The 18,884-nt window shown below is 33.9% G+C and carries 19 protein-coding genes; 16 read left to right on the top strand and 3 right to left on the bottom strand.

The features are described from left to right. Window position 1: 1 nt before the first annotated feature. From HND39_09170 to HND39_09180, 3 genes are all read right to left on the bottom strand, one after another. Window positions 2-409 (bottom strand): hypothetical protein, encoded by a 408-nt coding sequence (locus tag HND39_09170; protein QKJ96440.1) that lies wholly within the window; start codon window positions 407-409, stop codon window positions 2-4. Beyond that, window positions 381-590 (bottom strand): hypothetical protein, encoded by a 210-nt coding sequence (locus tag HND39_09175; GenBank protein ID QKJ96441.1) that lies wholly within the window; start codon window positions 588-590, stop codon window positions 381-383. The genes HND39_09170 and HND39_09175 overlap by 29 nt, the downstream gene beginning before the upstream one ends. A gap of 123 nt (window positions 591-713) precedes the next feature. Further along, the gene (locus tag HND39_09180; GenBank protein QKJ96442.1) at window positions 714-1,751 is read right to left on the bottom strand and encodes an NAD-dependent epimerase/dehydratase family protein; all 1,038 of its coding nucleotides are present in this window, start codon (window positions 1,749-1,751) and stop codon (window positions 714-716) included. Window positions 1,752-2,023: 272 nt separating this feature from the next. Here HND39_09180 and rplM point away from each other — a divergent pair, with 272 nt between their 5' ends. The 16 genes from rplM (at window position 2,024) to coaBC (ending at window position 18,843) form a co-directional block, all read left to right on the top strand. Continuing rightward, window positions 2,024-2,458: a 50S ribosomal protein L13 gene (rplM, locus tag HND39_09185; GenBank protein QKJ97949.1), complete on the top strand. Its 435-nt coding sequence runs from the start codon at window positions 2,024-2,026 to the stop codon at window positions 2,456-2,458. Beyond that, window positions 2,458-2,844 (top strand): 30S ribosomal protein S9, encoded by a 387-nt coding sequence (gene rpsI, locus HND39_09190; GenBank protein ID QKJ96443.1) that lies wholly within the window; start codon window positions 2,458-2,460, stop codon window positions 2,842-2,844. The genes rplM and rpsI overlap by 1 nt, the downstream gene beginning before the upstream one ends. A 271-nt stretch (window positions 2,845-3,115) precedes the next feature. Next, on the top strand, window positions 3,116-3,985 hold the full coding sequence (rpsB, locus tag HND39_09195) for a 30S ribosomal protein S2 (protein QKJ96444.1): 870 nt from the start codon (window positions 3,116-3,118) through the stop codon (window positions 3,983-3,985). Between the two features lie 21 nt (window positions 3,986-4,006). After that, window positions 4,007-4,861 carry an elongation factor Ts gene (locus HND39_09200; GenBank protein QKJ96445.1) on the top strand — a complete coding sequence of 285 codons (855 nt, stop codon included), beginning with the start codon at window positions 4,007-4,009 and terminating at the stop codon, window positions 4,859-4,861. A 71-nt stretch (window positions 4,862-4,932) separates the two neighbouring features. Further along, window positions 4,933-5,673 (top strand): UMP kinase, encoded by a 741-nt coding sequence (locus HND39_09205; GenBank protein QKJ96446.1) that lies wholly within the window; start codon window positions 4,933-4,935, stop codon window positions 5,671-5,673. Window positions 5,674-5,686: 13 nt separating this feature from the next. After that, the gene (frr, locus tag HND39_09210) at window positions 5,687-6,241 is read left to right on the top strand and encodes a ribosome recycling factor (GenBank protein ID QKJ96447.1); all 555 of its coding nucleotides are present in this window, start codon (window positions 5,687-5,689) and stop codon (window positions 6,239-6,241) included. A 274-nt stretch (window positions 6,242-6,515) separates the two neighbouring features. Further along, the gene (locus HND39_09215; protein QKJ96448.1) at window positions 6,516-9,218 is read left to right on the top strand and encodes a hypothetical protein; all 2,703 of its coding nucleotides are present in this window, start codon (window positions 6,516-6,518) and stop codon (window positions 9,216-9,218) included. A 9-nt stretch (window positions 9,219-9,227) separates the two neighbouring features. After that, a complete protein-coding gene (locus HND39_09220; GenBank protein QKJ96449.1) occupies window positions 9,228-11,141 on the top strand; it encodes a hypothetical protein in 1,914 nt (637 codons plus the stop codon). Between the two features lie 170 nt (window positions 11,142-11,311). Next, window positions 11,312-11,959 carry a T9SS type A sorting domain-containing protein gene (locus HND39_09225; GenBank protein ID QKJ96450.1) on the top strand — a complete coding sequence of 216 codons (648 nt, stop codon included), beginning with the start codon at window positions 11,312-11,314 and terminating at the stop codon, window positions 11,957-11,959. 371 nt (window positions 11,960-12,330) lie between these two features. Continuing rightward, window positions 12,331-12,999 (top strand): L,D-transpeptidase, encoded by a 669-nt coding sequence (locus HND39_09230; protein QKJ97950.1) that lies wholly within the window; start codon window positions 12,331-12,333, stop codon window positions 12,997-12,999. Beyond that, complete coding sequence (locus HND39_09235; GenBank protein QKJ96451.1) at window positions 12,986-13,591, top strand: hypothetical protein; 606 nt, start codon at window positions 12,986-12,988, stop codon at window positions 13,589-13,591. The genes HND39_09230 and HND39_09235 overlap by 14 nt, the downstream gene beginning before the upstream one ends. A gap of 117 nt (window positions 13,592-13,708) precedes the next feature. Continuing rightward, window positions 13,709-15,706 carry a BamA/TamA family outer membrane protein gene (locus HND39_09240; GenBank protein QKJ96452.1) on the top strand — a complete coding sequence of 666 codons (1,998 nt, stop codon included), beginning with the start codon at window positions 13,709-13,711 and terminating at the stop codon, window positions 15,704-15,706. A 75-nt stretch (window positions 15,707-15,781) separates the two neighbouring features. Continuing rightward, window positions 15,782-16,657, top strand: a complete 876-nt coding sequence (locus HND39_09245; GenBank protein ID QKJ96453.1) for a YicC family protein — start codon at window positions 15,782-15,784, stop codon at window positions 16,655-16,657. Between the two features lie 11 nt (window positions 16,658-16,668). Next, entirely contained in the window at window positions 16,669-17,235 is a 567-nt protein-coding gene (gmk, locus tag HND39_09250) for a guanylate kinase (GenBank protein QKJ96454.1), read from the top strand. Further along, window positions 17,236-17,523, top strand: a complete 288-nt coding sequence (locus HND39_09255; GenBank protein ID QKJ96455.1) for a DNA-directed RNA polymerase subunit omega — start codon at window positions 17,236-17,238, stop codon at window positions 17,521-17,523. Window positions 17,524-17,634: 111 nt separating this feature from the next. Then, on the top strand, window positions 17,635-18,843 hold the full coding sequence (coaBC, locus tag HND39_09260) for a bifunctional phosphopantothenoylcysteine decarboxylase/phosphopantothenate--cysteine ligase CoaBC (GenBank protein ID QKJ96456.1): 1,209 nt from the start codon (window positions 17,635-17,637) through the stop codon (window positions 18,841-18,843). Window positions 18,844-18,884: the final 41 nt, after the last annotated feature.

Below are 18,884 nucleotides of genomic sequence, written 5' to 3' on the forward strand. Positions count from 1 at the left end.
ATTAAATATTTTCAAGGTCATCAAGATCCCGGAAACGTTTAGCAGCCGCTTTATTTTTTTTCAAATCATCCAAATTGATTAGATTAATTTCAATGTTGTCAATCGATACTACATTCCGATTTGGATAGCATTCTTCAAACTTTACACCGGAAATACTTGTTAGTACTTCAATTCGAAGTGGTGGTACACCGATCCTTGTTATCTGATTTTCTTTCGTAAAAAGTTCAACTGAAAGTTCAGGAACATCGAAAACAAATTCTTTAAAAGCATTGATCAATTTAAAAGCATTTTCTCTTTTCGCTGACACCCAAATATCCATATCACCCGTAGCTCTGGGATAACCATAATATCCTACCGCCCAACCTCCGATTAGCAAATATTCAATTTGTTTTGAATTCAGCAGTTTCAAAAACTCGCTGAAGTCTTTCGGTAGTTTGATCATATCCGTAAAGTAATTGCCTTAAAAATTCAACTGCAAGGATCCTTTCCACTGGTGATTTTGAAAGCCAGTATTCAGTTTCACTATTATTTTCTTTTAGTGAAACAATCGAAAAAGATTTTTTATCTAACTTAAAAATATCTTGCTTCATTTTTCTGATCTATAATTCATTTAAAATAAATAAAATAAAACGAGTTCATTAATAACAATATAATTTAGTAAACAGGGAACTTAATAAATAAAGGATTTAGATTCCGAAATCTAATGTTTAAATCTAAAAAAATACTTTTGCGACTTTAAGAATACCTTGTTTCCATGGAACTCTGTGTGAGATTCCGGATTTGTTTTTAAATTCTTCGTGATGTTCAAGATACCATTTATAATTTCTAATTAATGCATCCTTATTTGAATACTTTGGTTTGAATCCCAAAACTTTTTCTGCCTTTTCAATTGAAACAAAAGAATCTTTCGATGCTGTTTCATAAACCCATTTATAAAGCGGTGAAAGTTTCATTGCTTCGAGAATTCTGAGTGTTAATATAATTGGCTTTTCAGGAAGTCCCTTTATTTTTTTTCCGTGACCTGCAAAATCAAGAACAGCCTGGTAATCTTCTTTCATAGTTGTGAATTCTTTTGCACCAATATTAAATGTATCATTAACTTTATCTTTGTCGAGAGTGCAACAAATATAAATCGATTCACAAAGATCTTCTACATCCAATAACTGGTAACGATTTCTTCCATTTCCAATCATTGGAAAACCGTGACCATCTTTTGCCCAATCATATAACAAATCAAATACACCCAATCTTTCGGGACCGATAAATGATTTTGGTCGGATAATTGGCACGCACATTCCTTTTGTCCGGAATTTAATGCATTCTTCTTCAGCTTGAATTTTTGCTTTTCCGTATGGACCAACGCCATCTAATTTATCAGTTTCATAAAGAGGATGATGATCAGGAATCCCATATACAGCAGTTGAAGAAATATGAATGAATCGATCAACTTTCAACTTCTCTGCAGCTTCAAGCATCGTTCTTGTGCCATCTATATCAGTAGAAAAAATTTCTTCAGGTGTATAGAGCGGAAGTGCTGCAGCACAATGAATTACTATGTCAATTCCTTCGACGGCTTTTTCAACATCTGCGCTATTTCTGATATCTCCAGTGATAGCTTCAATTTTATCCTGCATATCCGGATAATCAAAATCAACCAGATCTAGAGATTTAATTTGATGTCCTTTTGAATAAAGAAAGCGTATTAAATTTATTCCTAAAAAGCCCGAGCCGCCGGTAATAAGTATTTTCATTATAACCTTAAGAATTATTCAAAAAACTGAATTTTCAGGCACAAATTTACAAATTCTGCTTCGGGCTTCAAATAATTAAAGCTGAAATACAATCAGGTATCCTTTCAATTTTAATCACAAACAAAGTTATCTATTATGCAATCAACTATAATTAGATTAATGCAAATACGGTGGTTGTTAAATTTCTTGACTTTTAGAGGGCATGGGCTTATTTTTTCAGGCTCAAAATTAGAATTTGTTTAACGAAGGAGTTTATTTTGAAAAAGGATAGAATGACAAGGTTCATTAAGACTGAGGATGCCGACCATAAATGGTACCTCGTCGATGCTAAGGACCAGATTTTGGGAAGGCTTGCTTCCAGGGTTGCATCGGTAATAAGAGGAAAAACGAAACCAATTTTCACTCCGAATATGGATACTGGTGATTTTGTAATAGTGATTAATGCTGACAAAGTTAAAATGACCGGCAAACGAGAAGAGTTGAAAAAATATATCTGGCATAGTATGTATCCGGGCGGACAGAAGATCAGATCATACGAAGAAATGAAAAGCAAAAAACCTGAGTATGTAATTCAGGAAGCAGTGAGAGGTATGCTTCCGAAAAACAGATTAGGGAAAAGTCTGATTACCAAGTTAAAAGTTTATGCAGGATCAGAACACCCGCACAAAGCTCAGAAACCAGAATTATTAAGTACATCGGAGAAATAATGGTTGATAGAATTTTTATAGGAAGAAGAAAAACATCTGTAGCAAGAATTATACTGAAAAACGGTAATGGTAAAATAACTGTTAATGGAAAGGAATTTGAAAAAGCTTTTCCATTACTTGTGAGTCGTGAAGACATAACAAAGCCATTTGATTTAACTGAAACAAAAGGAAAGTATGATGTATATGTTAATGTGAAGGGCGGCGGTTCAACTGGTCAGGCACAAGCAATCAGATTGGGAATCTCAAGAGCTTTGATAGATACAAATCCTGAATTCAGACAAGCTTTAAAAATAGAAGGACTCTTGACAAGAGATCCCAGAATGGTTGAAAGAAAGAAATACGGTCAGCCGAAAGCAAGAAAAAGATTTCAATTTTCTAAAAGATAATTTGGTTAGTGGTTTTTTAGTTACTAGTTATTGTTAATTAGTTTATGGTTTTATCTTATATGAAAGAACATAATCCGAAATCATAAACTTTAATTGCAGACTTAGTAACTAAAACCAAAACTAAGAGCGAACAACTAAAAATAATTTAATTAATCAATATTCATATTCTCCGATTTACCTCCTGTGTCCGGTAGTTGCCGGGTGAAAGGTAAAGACGACGAGGATAGAAGACCTGTCTGACGATAGGCAGGAAAAAACAGGAGATATATTTATGGCAACTTTAGAGTTGACGCACCTGATTGAAGCTGGTGCACACTTCGGGCATTTAACACGCCGTTGGAATCCCAAAATGAAGCCATTCATCTTTATGGAGAAGAATGGTATTCACATCATTGATTTAAAGAAAAGTCTCGGATTACTTAATCAATCTTACCAGCAAATGGTTGAATCTGTTTCGCAGGGAAATACTGTTCTTTTTGTTGGTACAAAAAAACAAGCAAAAGGAGTAATAGAATCCGAAGCAAAGAGATGCGGAATGAATTGGGTTAGTGAACGATGGCTCGGTGGAATGCTGACAAATTTTTCAACTATCAGAAAAAGTGTAAAAAGATTACAGAACATTGAAAAGCAGGAAACTGATGGAACGTTCGAAAAGATTACAAAGAAAGAAAGATTATTTCTTACACGCGAACGTGATAAATTGAAAAAAATTCTCGAGGGAGTTGAAACGATGGGAAAACTTCCGGGAGTTGTTTTCGTTGTTGATATAAAGAAAGAGGACATAGCTGTTAAAGAAGCAAAAAGATTGAACATCCCTGTTTTTGCAATTGTTGATACAAACTGTGATCCTGATGATGTAAATTATATGATCCCGGCTAACGATGACGCAGTTAAAACTATTGAACTCATTGTTAAACATATGGCTGATGCTGTTATTGAAGGACTGGCGAAATTCAAAGAGAGAAGAGCCGAAGAAGTTGCTGATAGAGAAAGAGCAAGAAAAGAACATCACGAAGAATCGGACCAGACAGAAGAGAAGAAAGTATCTAAAAAACATTTGAAGAGAAAAGACAGGAAAGAAGAAAATATCCCAGAAGAGAAAAAAGATGCTGAAGAGACTGAAACTTCTTCAGAAAATTAATTTTGAAAGGAAATAACTAATATGGCAATTACTGCTGCACAAGTAAATGATTTAAGACAACGAACCGGCGCCGGTATGATGGATTGTAAACGTGCGCTTGAAGAAGCAAATGGAGATATTCAAAAAGCAATTGAAATATTAAGAAAGAAAGGTGCATCCGTTGCTGCAAAGAGAGCTGAAAAATCTGCGAATGAAGGATTAGTTGTAATTAAAGTTTCTGATGATAAAAAATCGGCAACAATTCTTGAGATTAATTGTGAAACTGATTTCGTTGCTAAGAGTGAGGATTTTGTCAATCTCGCAAAATTTGTACTCGATGCTGCTCATAAATACAAACCTAAAAATGTACCCGAATTAATGAATCATGCTGAAGTGCAGGATAAAATTAATGAAATGCTTGGAAAGGTTGGAGAGAAGATAGAAATTTCTCGTTTCAACATTATCGAATCTGCAAGCGGATTGCTCGTTGATTATATTCATATGGGATCCAAGCTCGGAGTTCTGATAAAATTTGAGGATGTAAATTCAGGTGCTGATGAACTTTATGCAATTGGAAAAGATATGGCAATGCAAGTTGCAGCTATGAATCCAATTAGTGTGAAAAGAGAAGATGTACCGAAAATTGTAATAGATAAGGAAATCGAAATTTATAAAGAGCTTGCAAAGAAGGAAGGTAAACCTGAGCAAATGCTTGAGAAAATTGCAATGGGAAGACTTAATAAATTCTATCAGGAAAATGTACTTCTTGAACAGGCATTCATAAAGGATAATTCAAAAACTGTTGGAGATTTATTAAAAGAATTTAACTCAAAGCACGGATCGTCTGCGAAAGTTTCCCGGTTCGATCGCTTTCATCTCGGCGATGAGAAAAAGTAATTCTAAAACGAAAGGTCTTAATAATATTAAGACCTTTTTTTATATTTAAACATTAAAATATTCAGGATGTGATGAGCTTAAAGTACAAACGAATTTTACTCAAACTTAGCGGCGAATCCTTAATGGGTTCACAGGATTTTGGCATTGATAATAATGTGCTTGAATTTTTTTCTGAAGAAATAGAGAAAGCATATAAAACAGGTGTTGAGCTTGGAATTGTAATCGGTGGTGGTAATATCTATCGTGGTCTTAGTGCGGCTTCACAGGGAATTGACAGAGCAACAGGTGATCAAATGGGAATGCTGGCTACTGTGATTAATTCGCTTGCTCTTCAAAATGCAATCGAGAAAAGAGGAATCTATACACGACTTATGAGCGCGATAAGTATGGAAGCAATCGCAGAACCTTATATAAGACGAAGAGCAATAAGACATCTTGAGAAAAAAAGAATTGTGATTTTCGGTGCGGGTACAGGTCATCCGTATTTTAGTACTGATACTGCAGCCTCACTTCGTGCCGTTGAAATAAAAGCCGATGTAATAATCAAAGGGACCAGGGTAGATGGTGTGTTCGACAGTGACCCGGAAAAAAATCCTGATGCTTTAAAATTTGAAAACATTTCGTATCTGGATGTTCTTAAAAAGAATCTTCGTATAATGGATTTAACAGCAGTAAGTCTTTGCCAGGAAAATGATTTGCCAATGATTGTGTTCAATATGGATGTTCCCGATAACTTACTGAAACTTGTTTCCGGGGAAGATATTGGTACTCTGATTAATAGTGGAGAAAAAATACCTAAAGAAATTAAATAATATTGGAGTTAAAATGCATCAGCAAATAAAAGAAGCCAATAGCAGAATGGATAAAACACTTGAGACTTTAAGAAGTGAACTCGCTAAAGTGAGAACTGGAAAAGCTACAACAGTTCTGCTTGATAGTATCAAAGTTGATTATTATGGAAATATGGTTCCATTAAACCAGGTTGGTAATGTTTCAGTGCTTGATGCTCACACTCTCTCCATTACTCCCTGGGAAAAACAAATGGTTCAGATAATTGACAAAGCAATTCTTGAAGCAAATCTTGGACTAAATCCCATTAGTGACGGAACAAATCTTAAAATTCCAATTCCACCTTTAAATGAAGAAAGAAGGAAAGACCTGGTAAAACTTGTGAAAAAATTTGGTGAGGATAGTAAAGTTGCTATCAGGAATATTCGTCGTGATGCAAACGATCATTTAAAGAAGGAACAAAAAGATAAAAAGATGACTGAAGATCAGCTTCACGATGCAGAAAAAGAAATGCAAAAAATAACAGATGATCATATAAAACTTATTGACGATACACTTAAACACAAAGAAAAAGAAATTATGGAAGTTTAATAAAGATGATTCGTCTCAAATAGTTTCAATTGTCCCTTGCAGGAATAATTAAATCAGATCCCATAAAACTTACAACGCATCTTGACAAATCAAAAGAAAGAAGATAAGTTTCAGACGGGAAATAAAAGTAGAAAGAAAGCGGGAGAAAAACTTTTTAATCAGTGGAGTAAAACTTTATGAAAAGAAGTTTAGAAAAAAAAGCACTTGACAAACAAAACAAATTGAGTAAACTTTCACTACTCACTACTCACTACTTACTTTTACTTTTTACCTATTGCTTCTATCTTTTAGCGTTTCCGCACAAGTAATAATAAAGGAAAGAGTAGAGATAAATCCACAAACAATAAATCCTGAATATCAAATCTCCCAATTTGATCCCTGCCCTAATATTACAAGACCACAATATCATCAATCAGTATATAGCTATTCAGGATTTCCAGTTGAACCATATCAGCAGCTTTATCCATTTCAGAGTGGAACAGACTCAACAAAACTAATCTCCACAGCATTATATAACGCAGAGATTATTACAGGAACAGATTACGCTTACTTTGAAAGGATTGAATATATAGATTCATCGGGTAATACATATCCATCAGAAACATTTGGAAGCTTACTTACAGGATTAACCGGCGCAGAATTATCGGGCACAGGTAACTATATTGGAATCGAACATACAGGTACATTTGAAAGAGAAAACTCAACAGTTTACCGGATAAAATTTAATAATTACTCTGAGCCAGAGGCAACAGTAATAGTAAGAATCACAAACTTAAATACTAACACATACACAGATTGGCATACACTGATCGTAAATCCGGATTTACGATTAGTAAACCAACAATATGAAGCAGATACATTACTGCATTACTATTCAAAAGATGTAACACCAAGATTGGTAAATGCAAACTATCCCTGTAATCATCCGGGATTTGGAGGCTGTCCTCCTGAGAATGTAACATTTAATATAGAAATAATTGAAGGACAACAGTACGGCAGAATAAAGAATGAACTGACAGAAGAATTATCAACATCATTTACAGGAATAGCATTTAGTGAACTATATTTATTTACATACTATGCAAACGGTAATCAGCCTGATTCAACAGCAACAGTAAGAATAAGACACTCAAGCAATGATGCAGAAATAACACCAATGGAATTTAGTTTTACAATAAAACGAAACACAATACCACCGCCATCGGAAGGAGGAAGCATATATGTAAAAATGAATAAGAAGGTAGTTGCTCCGGGCGATACAGTAAATGTACAGTTAAGATGGGTAGATGAAGTTGGCGATACAATTGATTTCTTACCGATACAGAGATTCAGAGTTGGTCTTGCAGAAGGAAGTCAGTATGGCAGAATACTTGATATTCAAACAGGAGATACGGCAGATACATTTACAGAGATAGGAAATGAATTTAAGGTGATAAGCTCAGCAGAAATAGAACCATCACAGGTAAAGATAATACTTGTTGCAGAAGCAGACCTGATGATCTTTACACGTCCTGTAAGAATAAACAACGGAACAATGAAGACAAAAAAGTTAGAAGAAAATACAGTTGATAAAAACGATGAACAGGGAGGAACAAACACAGACCTTATAATAATTGGCAATCACCTTGTAGGAGTTGGAGAAATAACAATTACAAAAACACCGTTTGTTGTAGAGATAATTCCATCAAGAGTTAGTCCGGGAGATACTGCACAAATAATACCTATGAAACTAAACCCTGATGGAACAACTTCTCCGTTTGACAGCTTGCAAACCTTTGAGCTTGGAATGATAGAAGGTTGCGATGCAGGATTGATTCTTAATAACGGAGCAATGGAAAATTATTTTGCAGAAGTATATCAGCCGATATATTTTGTAGCAGCGAATGATTTAACAGAGACGGATACAGTAATGGTAAGAGTAGGATTGATAGAAGGAGGAGGAAGCAGCAGACCAGTGAATACAGGTGGAGAAAAAACAGATGCTATTATAACTAATCTAAATAAAAATAAAAAAGAACCTGAGCTGCTACCAATGAATCCAAGTACTTACTGTTTTCCAGAAAATTTCTGGACGCCACACGATCTGGAAGGTATTGCCAATCTGGTGGTGGGGGATGAGTGTGATAATTTACCTACAGAACAACAAGAAATTTCTTACACTTTGTTAGAACAACCAGAGTTTTTTATAGTTCCTCATTCTGATCTGGAAGAACTTAAACTCGTAGAGCTAATTCAGGTGTGTAATGATACTGCACATCCAAATCAAAATGGAGGCTCAATCCCTGTGGAGTATAAAAGATACAGATATGATTATACCACAAATTCATTTAAAATTTCCTGGGTACTTGAGCCATATAAAGGAATAGATGGGTACGTACATTATTATTTTAAAAATCAACAATCCAATCAATCCACAAGTATTTTATTTGATTATGTAAAAGGGGTATGTTACACAAAGATTAACAAACCTTGGTTAACTTTAATAGAAAATATTTCTGACATTGATGAACCAACTAAGATCCCCTCTTCAGATGACAAGCAAGCATTCAAAGATTTTTGTGGGCATCTATGTTATCCAAATGAAAGAGCAACTTATGTTCTTGTAGAAATAATTCAAATTCATGAAAGTGAACATATGAATGATTTTGAAGAAATAATTTCAAGGAGTTTTCCAAAGTTGGCTCAAAAAATAGAAGATCATAAAGATTTGTGTGAAAGTTACGATGAAACTGTAAGAATAAATGCCGAAAAGGTTATTTATGATATGATTGAAAATTTTATTGATGAAGCAATCAGTGAATTTCAAGCAAAATCAGGTGAACCAAATAGTGAAACTGAACTTAATAACGAGAGGAAGATTCAAGGTCGCCCAAGTATAACGAACAGGATTGAAGATTATAAAAATGCTTTGAAAAATAGATTTTCAATTCTTAAAGATGAAGTTTGTCAAAAATGTTCGTATGAAGAACAAAATTAGGGAGATAAAATGAAGAAGTATAAATATATAATAATAGTAATAATTCTTTTAAGCACTTTTGCGAATATTATTTGTCAGCAAGAACCTCGTCCTGAGACAAAAGCATACATACTCGATAAACTTCAGAATGGTGATTATTATCATAGAAGTGCAGTTATTGGAGATGCAACAAATATGTATATAATTCCTGAAGTTGTTCCGATTTTAGAACAAACATTACATCAACAGGGTCGTACACTTGCCTATAGATATTTAAGAGCCCTGGCAAAATATAATTCTCCAAATTTCACTTCATTAGCACATTGGTTCATTAATTCGGTGGATACTCTTCAAGTAGAAAATGTTTCTTTTGAAACCGCATTAGAAATGAAAGTTTATGTAACAGATAAACTTATGGATAGAGGTGATTTTAGTACAGTGCAATATGTATTTGATTTGGTTGAGGAGAAAAAGCCAGAAACATTTATCGGTGCGGCTAATATGCTGAATAAGATAATTGAAAATGTGCCACAGTGGGAAGCAGAATTAAAAGCAGAATTAATAAGATTGACATATCTTAACGATTATTTTGAAAGTTATGATGCCATTTACTCATTAACTAAGTATTACAGCAGTGAGACTATTCCTATATTGGTTTTTGTATTTGCAAATAGTCCATATAGACCTGAGAAAGCTTTAGCGCTTGATAGCTTAATAAAATATGGGTATCCAGAAATTGAAGGATTAATGAGAATCCGTTTGATTCCAGATTCATCGATGACAACTGCGATTGCCGAGCGATTGTTAGAGTATTATCCATCTCCGTATAACTATAAATTTATTAGTAATAACTTCGACCAAATTTCGATCAGCAGAAAACTGACAATAAATTTTCTTTTACAGGGTTTTACACCTTCACCACCTGATACTTTAATGTCAAAAAGTGATATGATTGAAGATCTAATAAGTCTAATTGATACTGTTTATAACTACACCTGGCTCGGTGATCTAACTTTCTCCAACGAACTAAAAAATATTTTAACAACAGCCAAAACAAATTTACAAAATGGAGACTCACTCGCTTGCAGAGTTCAGGTAAAAACATTTCAGGATTTGGTGGATAATGTTTATAAAGATTCGCTTAACTCAGACCCTCGCTTCGTAACAATAGAAGGTTGGAAATTTCTTTACTGGAATGCTCAGTACATTCTCGACAGACTTCCGGAACCGCAAGCAAACCCAAACCTACTCGTAAACCTAAAAAACAGTTTGGGCAACCAAATACCAGCAAGCAATGTAATGTATTATGAGTCCGCCACAAGCGGATGGAAAGATGCAGTAAACAACGGCGATGGAACATTTACAGTAATAACAACAAAACCAACAGTAAGCATAAGAATGTTCTATGAATATGCAAATCAAACTGTTCATAACGTTACTGCACAAAATAATACTTATACTTTTACAACAGTAAATGCAGCGGTAGAGTTAAGAAACAGTTCAGGAAATTTAATGCCTGCCCCTTCGGGGGATCAGGGTACAGTTCAATACTATGCTGATGCTTGGAGAAGTTTTGGTACAACATCAAACGGAGTTGCATACAAAGAACTTCTGCCAATCAATTACAGTTTCAGAATGACTTATGAATATATACCTAATGACAAACAGCAGGATATAAGCACAAACAGTACAGTTACATTCACAACAGTACTGTGTACATTAAAAGTAACCAATGCAAACAATCAGCCGTTAGCAGGTGCAAGTACAAAATATTACTCAACAGCGTGGAGAGATATTGGATTGACAAATTCTGAAGGAATAATAACAAAGGAACTTCTTCCAAAGAATTTAAGTTTCAGAGCAAGTTATGGAAATGCAACTAAAGATAAACAGCAGGATATTGGAGTAAACAGTTTGGTAGAAATACAGTTAAATGTTCCGTAGGAATGTATAATTCATAATGTATAATTAACAATTAAGAATTAACAATGAAAAATTAAAAATGAAGATGAAGGTTCTGATTCATAGCTCCGTAGGAGCGACATATTTATAGAAACAGAAAAAACAAAAAAAATCAAGTCCCGTCAGGGACGACATAGATGCAGAGGTAAGAAATGAAAATAAAAATTTTAATTATAGTATTAGCAATAACACATTATTCATTTTCACAAACCATTTACGAAGTAACACCCGGAACAAAAGGCAACGAGATAACATTGACAGTTGCAAATATTTCAGAAACGGATGCAGCAAATAATGTGGAAGTAATTCTCACCAAGAAATCATCGGCGCTAAGCTTCAACAAAGAAACAGAGACGATAGCGATTATTGAGGCAAAGACGGAGGCAAAGGCATCATTTACGTTTGATGTTAACAGGGATGCACCAATAAATAAAAAAGATACAATTGAGTTTATGATAACGGATGCAATCGGATTGATAATAACAAAGCAATTCATCTTCAGTTATGTTGGTCCAAAAGAATTCAAACTTGAGCAGAACTTTCCAAATCCATTTAATCCAACAACAACGATACAGTATCAAATACCGGCCTCCCCAAACCCCTCCAAAGGAGGGGCTTTTGTATCATTAAAAGTCTACGATATACTTGGCAGTGAAGTTGTAACATTAGTAAATGCAGAACAGCAGCCGGGATATTATGAAGTTGAATTTAATGCTTCTCATTTAGCGAGTGGAATGTATGTTTACAGATTGAAGGCAGGAGAATACATTTCTACAAAGAAGATGTTGATGATTAAATGATCTGATCATTTCAACTGCCTTACGACAGACAGGTCAGAAATCCCGACCTTGTCGGGGATCGTGGTGAAACAAAATTATTATTTATGGATAAATCTTTACACCTTGAGAATGCAATGTGAATAGAAAAAATTATTAAAAAAGAAATTATGGAAGTTTAAATCTGTTCATAATATTCTTATGAAGCCCGGTTCAACAGACCGGGTTTTTTTATTTAAACAAAATACAGCTTAATACTGAGCAGTATTATCTGCTGACATTTATTACTGTAAATAATTATTTGATTTTTGAGTAAATTTTAAACTAAATAATTACGAATTAAATATTTAAGAAGGTTTTTACATAGCGTGAAGTTGCTGGAAAAACTAAAAAGAATAAAGTTAGGTCCGGTGAATGCCTCAGACTATCTTAATAAAGAAGTACTGAAAAATATCATCTATCTGACTTTGGCTATCGTGTTGTTTTTCGGTGGTATTCTCGTCTATGGTATCATTTTAAATCTTCGTGAAGTTCCGCTCTCAGAAGCAATGCTCAAGGTAGGTTTTACTGAGATTAAAAATCCAAAGTTAGTTATCGACAGGCATAATTATACACTTGGCTTATATGAGGATAGCGTTCTGATTAAAAATTATCGTGTAAGTTTGGGAAAATCACTTCAGCTACCCAAAACCAGAGCAGATGATAAAGCCACACCGGTTGGAATTTATAAAATTTGTAAGATTTTTACCAACCACAAATACCATAAATTTTTTCAGATTAATTATCCCAATCTTGAAGACGGTGCAAATGCTTTAAGAAGAGGATGGATTTCACAAAAGGAATTCAATGAAATCAAGTTTCAATTTTATTATGAAGGCTGCACAAAATTTCACTATTTGTTAGGTGGTAATATTGGAATTCATGGTATTGGTGAATTAAATTATATTTTTAAAAATCTTCCATTCGTTTTCAACTGGACTAATGGTTCCATAGCGATGAGTGATGAAAACATTGACGAAATTTATTCAGTAATAAAGGAAGGAACTGAAGTTGTTATTAAATAAAACTACTATCTGGTCTTCCATTCTGCTTCTACTTATAGTTGCTGGTGGATGCAAAAAATCTTATGAACCTCCTCCGCATAATTTATTTGAAAATGAACAGCTCATTGAGCAAACAGCAAAAGATTTGTTAGGAGAAAATATTTCTTTTACCACTTCAGGTTATTTTGAAACAGACTCGGTAAAATCTATTGTTGCTGGTAAAGAAATATCAGAAAAAAATCAATGGGGGATTAAATTCTATCTTATCAGTTGGGTTGATGGAGAGTTTAAAGTTAAGTATGAAACAGGTCTGCTGAATGGGTCTTTTGTTCAGTGCATAGTAAATAAATTTAAATTTGCTGACATTGAAAATGAGATGGTTTATTATAACTCTAAAAATTACTTTCTTGGAAATGCAAGCGGTGATGTTTATTTACATGTGATAGACCTGAAAAAAATGAAAGTTTATAGTGCACACCTTTCAGTAATAACGGAAGGGAAAGTCTCACTGGATCTTACTCAAAATATTGATGTACCGATGATCAAAACTTTTTTTGTAAGTTATTTCAGAAGAGATTATCCGAACCTGAGAATAGTTGAAAAAGCACTTTAATTTGTTCAACACCAGATTACTATTGTTCAGGAAGGGTATGTTTATTTATAAAAGAAAAATCACAACCTCTTGATGAAACATCTCCTCTGCTGCATATGTTTAGCATTATGTTTTAGTATGTCCAGCCGTACTCAGGATATGGAAAGCTATGAGTTAGCGTCCATTAGTTTTGAAGGTAACGAAACTTTTACAGATACTGAGTTAAAGGCAGTTATTCAAAGTGAGGAAAATCCTTTTTGGCTTTGGAGATTTTTATACGCTACGGTTTCATTTATCGGCTCACCTCCAAATTATTTCGATTCAACAACTATCTCTGTTGACATTATTTCTCTTAAATCATTTTATGCTGTTAATGGTTTTTTTGAAGCTGAAATAAGTGCTTCATTTGTGCTTGATACAACGGCGAAAACCGCCGAACTTAAATACATCATTAAAGAAAATACTGCCCATACTTACGGCAAAGTTCAATTTACCGGGCTCGATAATCTGAGTCAGGAAATGAATGATGCGATAATTGAATATAAGAAATATCCTACATGGGAAAGATATGTTCAGGACAATGTTCAAAAGAAAAATGATGAGATAATATCGTATCTGAAAAATAATGGCTTTATGCTTGCACGTTATGATAGCACAGTTGTAAAAATTGATACAGTAAATTCGAAAGCAGATATTTCAACATATTTTAATCGCGGCAGATGGTACACTTACGGTGACATCAAAATTGAACAGGATGGTGAATCAAGTTCTGAAGTAAGTTATGACCTGATTAAATACCTTACCAATATAAATGTGGGCGATGTTTACAGAGTGGAAGAAATTTCCAAAAGCAGAGTCAGATTAGCACGGACAGGTCTATTTAATTCCATTAATTTAACCGCTGATACAATCAGTTCGAATAGTAGTAAAGCAAGTCTGCTTATAAAAGGAACCGTTGGCAGTTTGAATGAATTATCACCTGAAGTTTTTGTTGATAATGAGTTTGGTTTTTTTAATGCGGGTGTTGGTGCAAGTTATATCAGGAAAAATTTTCTTGGTGATGCCAGGAAACTGACAATACGTGCACGATTCAGGTTAAATGATATTACTAACCTTAGATTTGATTCGGAATCATTTAAGGAGACTTTTCAAACAGAAGTTGATTTATCTGCAATTGTCGAACAACCTTTTTTATTCAGCCGTAATATAGCTGGAAGGCTGGAAGGATATATCAAGTCATACAACATCTCTACAGTTGAATACGATAACTTCGGTGCAAATTTTACATCAGCCTTTGATATGCCCAAACACACTTTTGTAAATTTGCTCAGTCCTTATTTAAGATTTGACGGATTAAGTTATACTATTCCGGAGTTTGTAAAAGATGCAGATACGTTATCAGTTAGTCCGATGACATTCACATCATCGCTTGGTGCTGAAATTGGTTCTACAACTACCGATGATCTTTTTTATCCGACCGAAGGAAGATTAATTTCGATTATTTCAGAAGTATCTTCTGCAAAAGTTAAATGGGATGGAAGGAACGTTAATAGCGGTCAAACTCTCACGCTTGTTGATTCATTAGGTTACTATGCTAAAATGCAGATTACTATTGGATTATATAACGCAATTTCCCGCGACAAATTCACTGTTCTTGGTATAAAAGCAAAAGCCGGCTATATTCAGATGCTAAGTGGTGATGCAGCGCTTGTATCTCCTAACCAAACATTTTTTGCCGGTGGTAGTAATTCAATCAGAGGCTGGAGAGGAAGAGAACTTGTTCCTACGGATTTAGTTTTCAAAGATTTGTTTCCTCCTTCACTGAATGAACAGTTAAAAATAAGAGGCGGAAATATCTTACTTGAGGGCAGTTTTGAATATCGAAGAAAGTTTGAAAAGGATTATGGCTTCGTTTTCTTTACAGATTATGGGAATACATGGAATGATATTAAAGGAATTAGAATAGATCAGATCGCAGTTGCAATCGGAACCGGTGCAAGATATTATTCACCTATTGCACCATTCAGACTGGATTTTGGTTTCAAGTTTTACGATCCCAGAGATCAAAAATTTATATTCGACAAAAAATTTTTTAGTACAATGGTTATCCATTTTGGAATCGGCGAAGCATTCTGAACAGTCCGGTTTATTCGATTATTGCTATCTTTCAGTAGAAATAAAAAAATTGTTGAATCAAAACAGCAGGTATAAATGATTTACAGTATGACAGGTTATGGAAAAGGCAGTACGGCAAAAAATAAAACTTTTATCGAAGTCGAAGTTAAAAGTGTCAACAGCCGTTTTTTTGAAACTTCATTAAAACTTCCGCCAATACTTTTACCCTACGATTATGAGATAAGAGAATTCATCAAGACCAAAGTCCAGCGTGGAAAACTAAATGTTGTATTTCATTTCAAAAAAGATGGAGTTGAAAATGGTTTCATTTCGATTGACGAAAAGAAACTTTCAAATCACATTTCTCTTATCAAAAAAATAAGAAAAGCAGCTTCTATAAAAGATGAAATCAAACTTGAACACTTACTAACAGGAAAAGAATCGTTTATTTCACAGGATACTGAATTGAGTAAATCGGAATTTGATTTAGTTAAGTCAGCTCTTACCAAAGCACTCGATAAATTAATTTTAATGAAAAAAAAAGAAGGAACTGAATTAGCGAAAGATCTTTCATCCAGAATTGAAAAAATTCTTAAAATAGTAAGCGAAATAGAAATCGAGTACAAAAAAAACATTAACGATTATTATAACAAACTCAGGCTGAGAATTACTGAATTACTTGATAATGCCGAAATTAATGAGGACCGGTTAAATCTTGAGCTCGCATTGATTGCAGATAGAGCAGATATTACAGAAGAATGTGTGCGGTTAAAAAGTCACATTAAATTTTTTAAAGAGAGCATTAAGAATGAAAAAGAACCGGGTAAAAAATTAAATTTTCTTTGCCAGGAAATGAACAGGGAAACAAATACAATTTCTTCCAAGTCAATCTCAACTCCGGTAATACATTCCTCAGTTCTTATTAAGGAGGAAATAGAAAGAATAAGAGAGCAGATACAGAATATCGAATAACAGTGGATTCAATGAATGGAAAAATATTAGTTTTCTCAGCGCCGAGCGGTGCAGGTAAAACAACTATAGTAAAAGAAATTCTGAAAGCATTTCCACGGATTGTTTTTTCGATATCTGCTACTACCAGACCAAAACGGGAAACTGAAACGAATGGAGTAGAGTATTTCTTTCTCTCTGAAAAAGAGTTTGAAAATAGAATAAAAAAAGAAGATTTTATCGAATGGGAGAAGTTTTACGACTATTATTATGGCACTTTAAAAAGCTTTATTATTGAAAATATTGAGAATGGTAAAACTGTTCTTTTAGAGCTTGATGTAAAAGGTGCGCTTACTATAAAAAGACTTTACCCTTATGCACATTTAATATATATTTCGCCTCCCAGTTTCGAGGAACTTGTTAAGCGTCTCAGGCAAAGAAACACAGAAAGTGAATCTGATTTTCAAAAAAGAATTGAGCGTGCAATAATGGAACTGAGTTTGAAAGACAAATTCGATTTCATTATTGATAATCTTGATCTTGAAACAGCAATCAGTGAAGCAAAAAGTTTAGTAAATAAAATATTAAAGGAGAATTTGTAAATGGAAATCACACCAATTGATTTAAGAGAAATTGATAAGCGGGCAAGTAATGTTTATGAAGGAATTATTGTTACTGCCAAAAGAGCAAGACAGATTAATTCTGAGAATAAAATTGAGTTTAACGCATTGCTAAGTACAATTCCTGAAGCCACAACTGATGATGAAAGCGAAGACATTGATAACCCTGCTCAATTGAAAATTGCACTTGAAATGGAACAGAGGAAGAAACCTCATCTTCAGGCATTGACTGAATTTCTTGATGGCAAAATTGAATTTAAGTATAAATAATAGTTTATATCCAATTTAATGGGTAAGTCCGGCTTTATGCCGGATTTATTTTTTTAAATATCTTGTTAGTATTTACATTAAATTTCAGGTGAATAAATTGAAAGTAAGGAAATGACAAAAGATATTTTATCTGGTAAAAAAGTATTACTGGGAATTACAGGGTGCATAGCTGCTTATAAATCCTGCCTGATCATTCGTGAACTAATTAAACGTGGAGCAGAAGTAAAAGTTGTAATGACACCCTCAGCAACTGAATTTATTTCTCCATTGACAATTTCATCTCTTTCAAACAACGAAGTTATTGTAAATACTTTTCCTAAAAATCAAAAAGATGGAACAAACGTATCCACCTGGCATATAGATTATGCACTCTGGGCTGATTTGATGTTATTAGCTCCGGCTACAATAAATACAATTGCAAAAATTTCTTATGGATTTGCTGACAATGCATTAACAACACTTGTAACAGCATTAAGATCTCCTTTGATAATCGCACCAGCGGCTGATGTCGATATGTACAACAATCCAATTAACAAAGAAAATCTTGAAAAGCTTGAAAGACATGGTCATTACATCATCTATCCTGAAACCGGTGAACTTGCAAGCGGACTTACCGGTGAGGGCAGATTAGCTGATACAAATAAAATTATCGAGGCAGTTGAATTAATATTATCAGGTTATTCAAAAGATTTGATTGGTAAAAAAATTCTTATTTCAGCCGGACCAACTTATGAAGATATTGATCCCGTTAGATTTATAGGAAATCGTTCATCGGGAAAATTGGGATATGCAATCGCAAAAGCTGCATTTTTACGTGGAGGTGATGTAACTCTTGTTTCAGGTCCATCATCACAAAATATTTATCCGGAAATAAAAACATTGAAAGTACGTTCTGCTGTGGAAATGGAAAAAGCAGTAAAGAAAGAAATTGATAAAAATAATTTACTGGTTATGTCTGCTGCGGTTGCTGATTTTCGTCCTTCAAAAACTTCGTCAAATAAAATTAAAAAGGGAATAGGATCGCTCGATTTGAAACTTGAAATGAATGTTGATATACTGTCTTCAATCAAATCAAGGAAAACAAAAGTTGTTGGATTTGCTCTTGAGACACAGAATGAACTTAGCAATGCACAGAAGAAATTAAAAGAAAAAAATCTGGATATGATTGTGTTGAATTCTCCCGGCAAAGAAAGTGGATTTGAAGTTGATACAAACAAAGTAACAATCATTAAGCAAGATGGCAAACAAATTAAGTTGCCATTGTTATCCAAGTTTCAAGTTGCAAATAAAATTTTAAACGAAATTAAAACTATTCTATAATAAAGTACAAACCCAATTACTTAAAGTAATTGGGTTTGTTA

The organism is Ignavibacteriota bacterium (genome assembly GCA_013285405.1).
Classification (GTDB): Bacteria; Bacteroidota; Ignavibacteria; order Ignavibacteriales; family Ignavibacteriaceae; genus IGN2.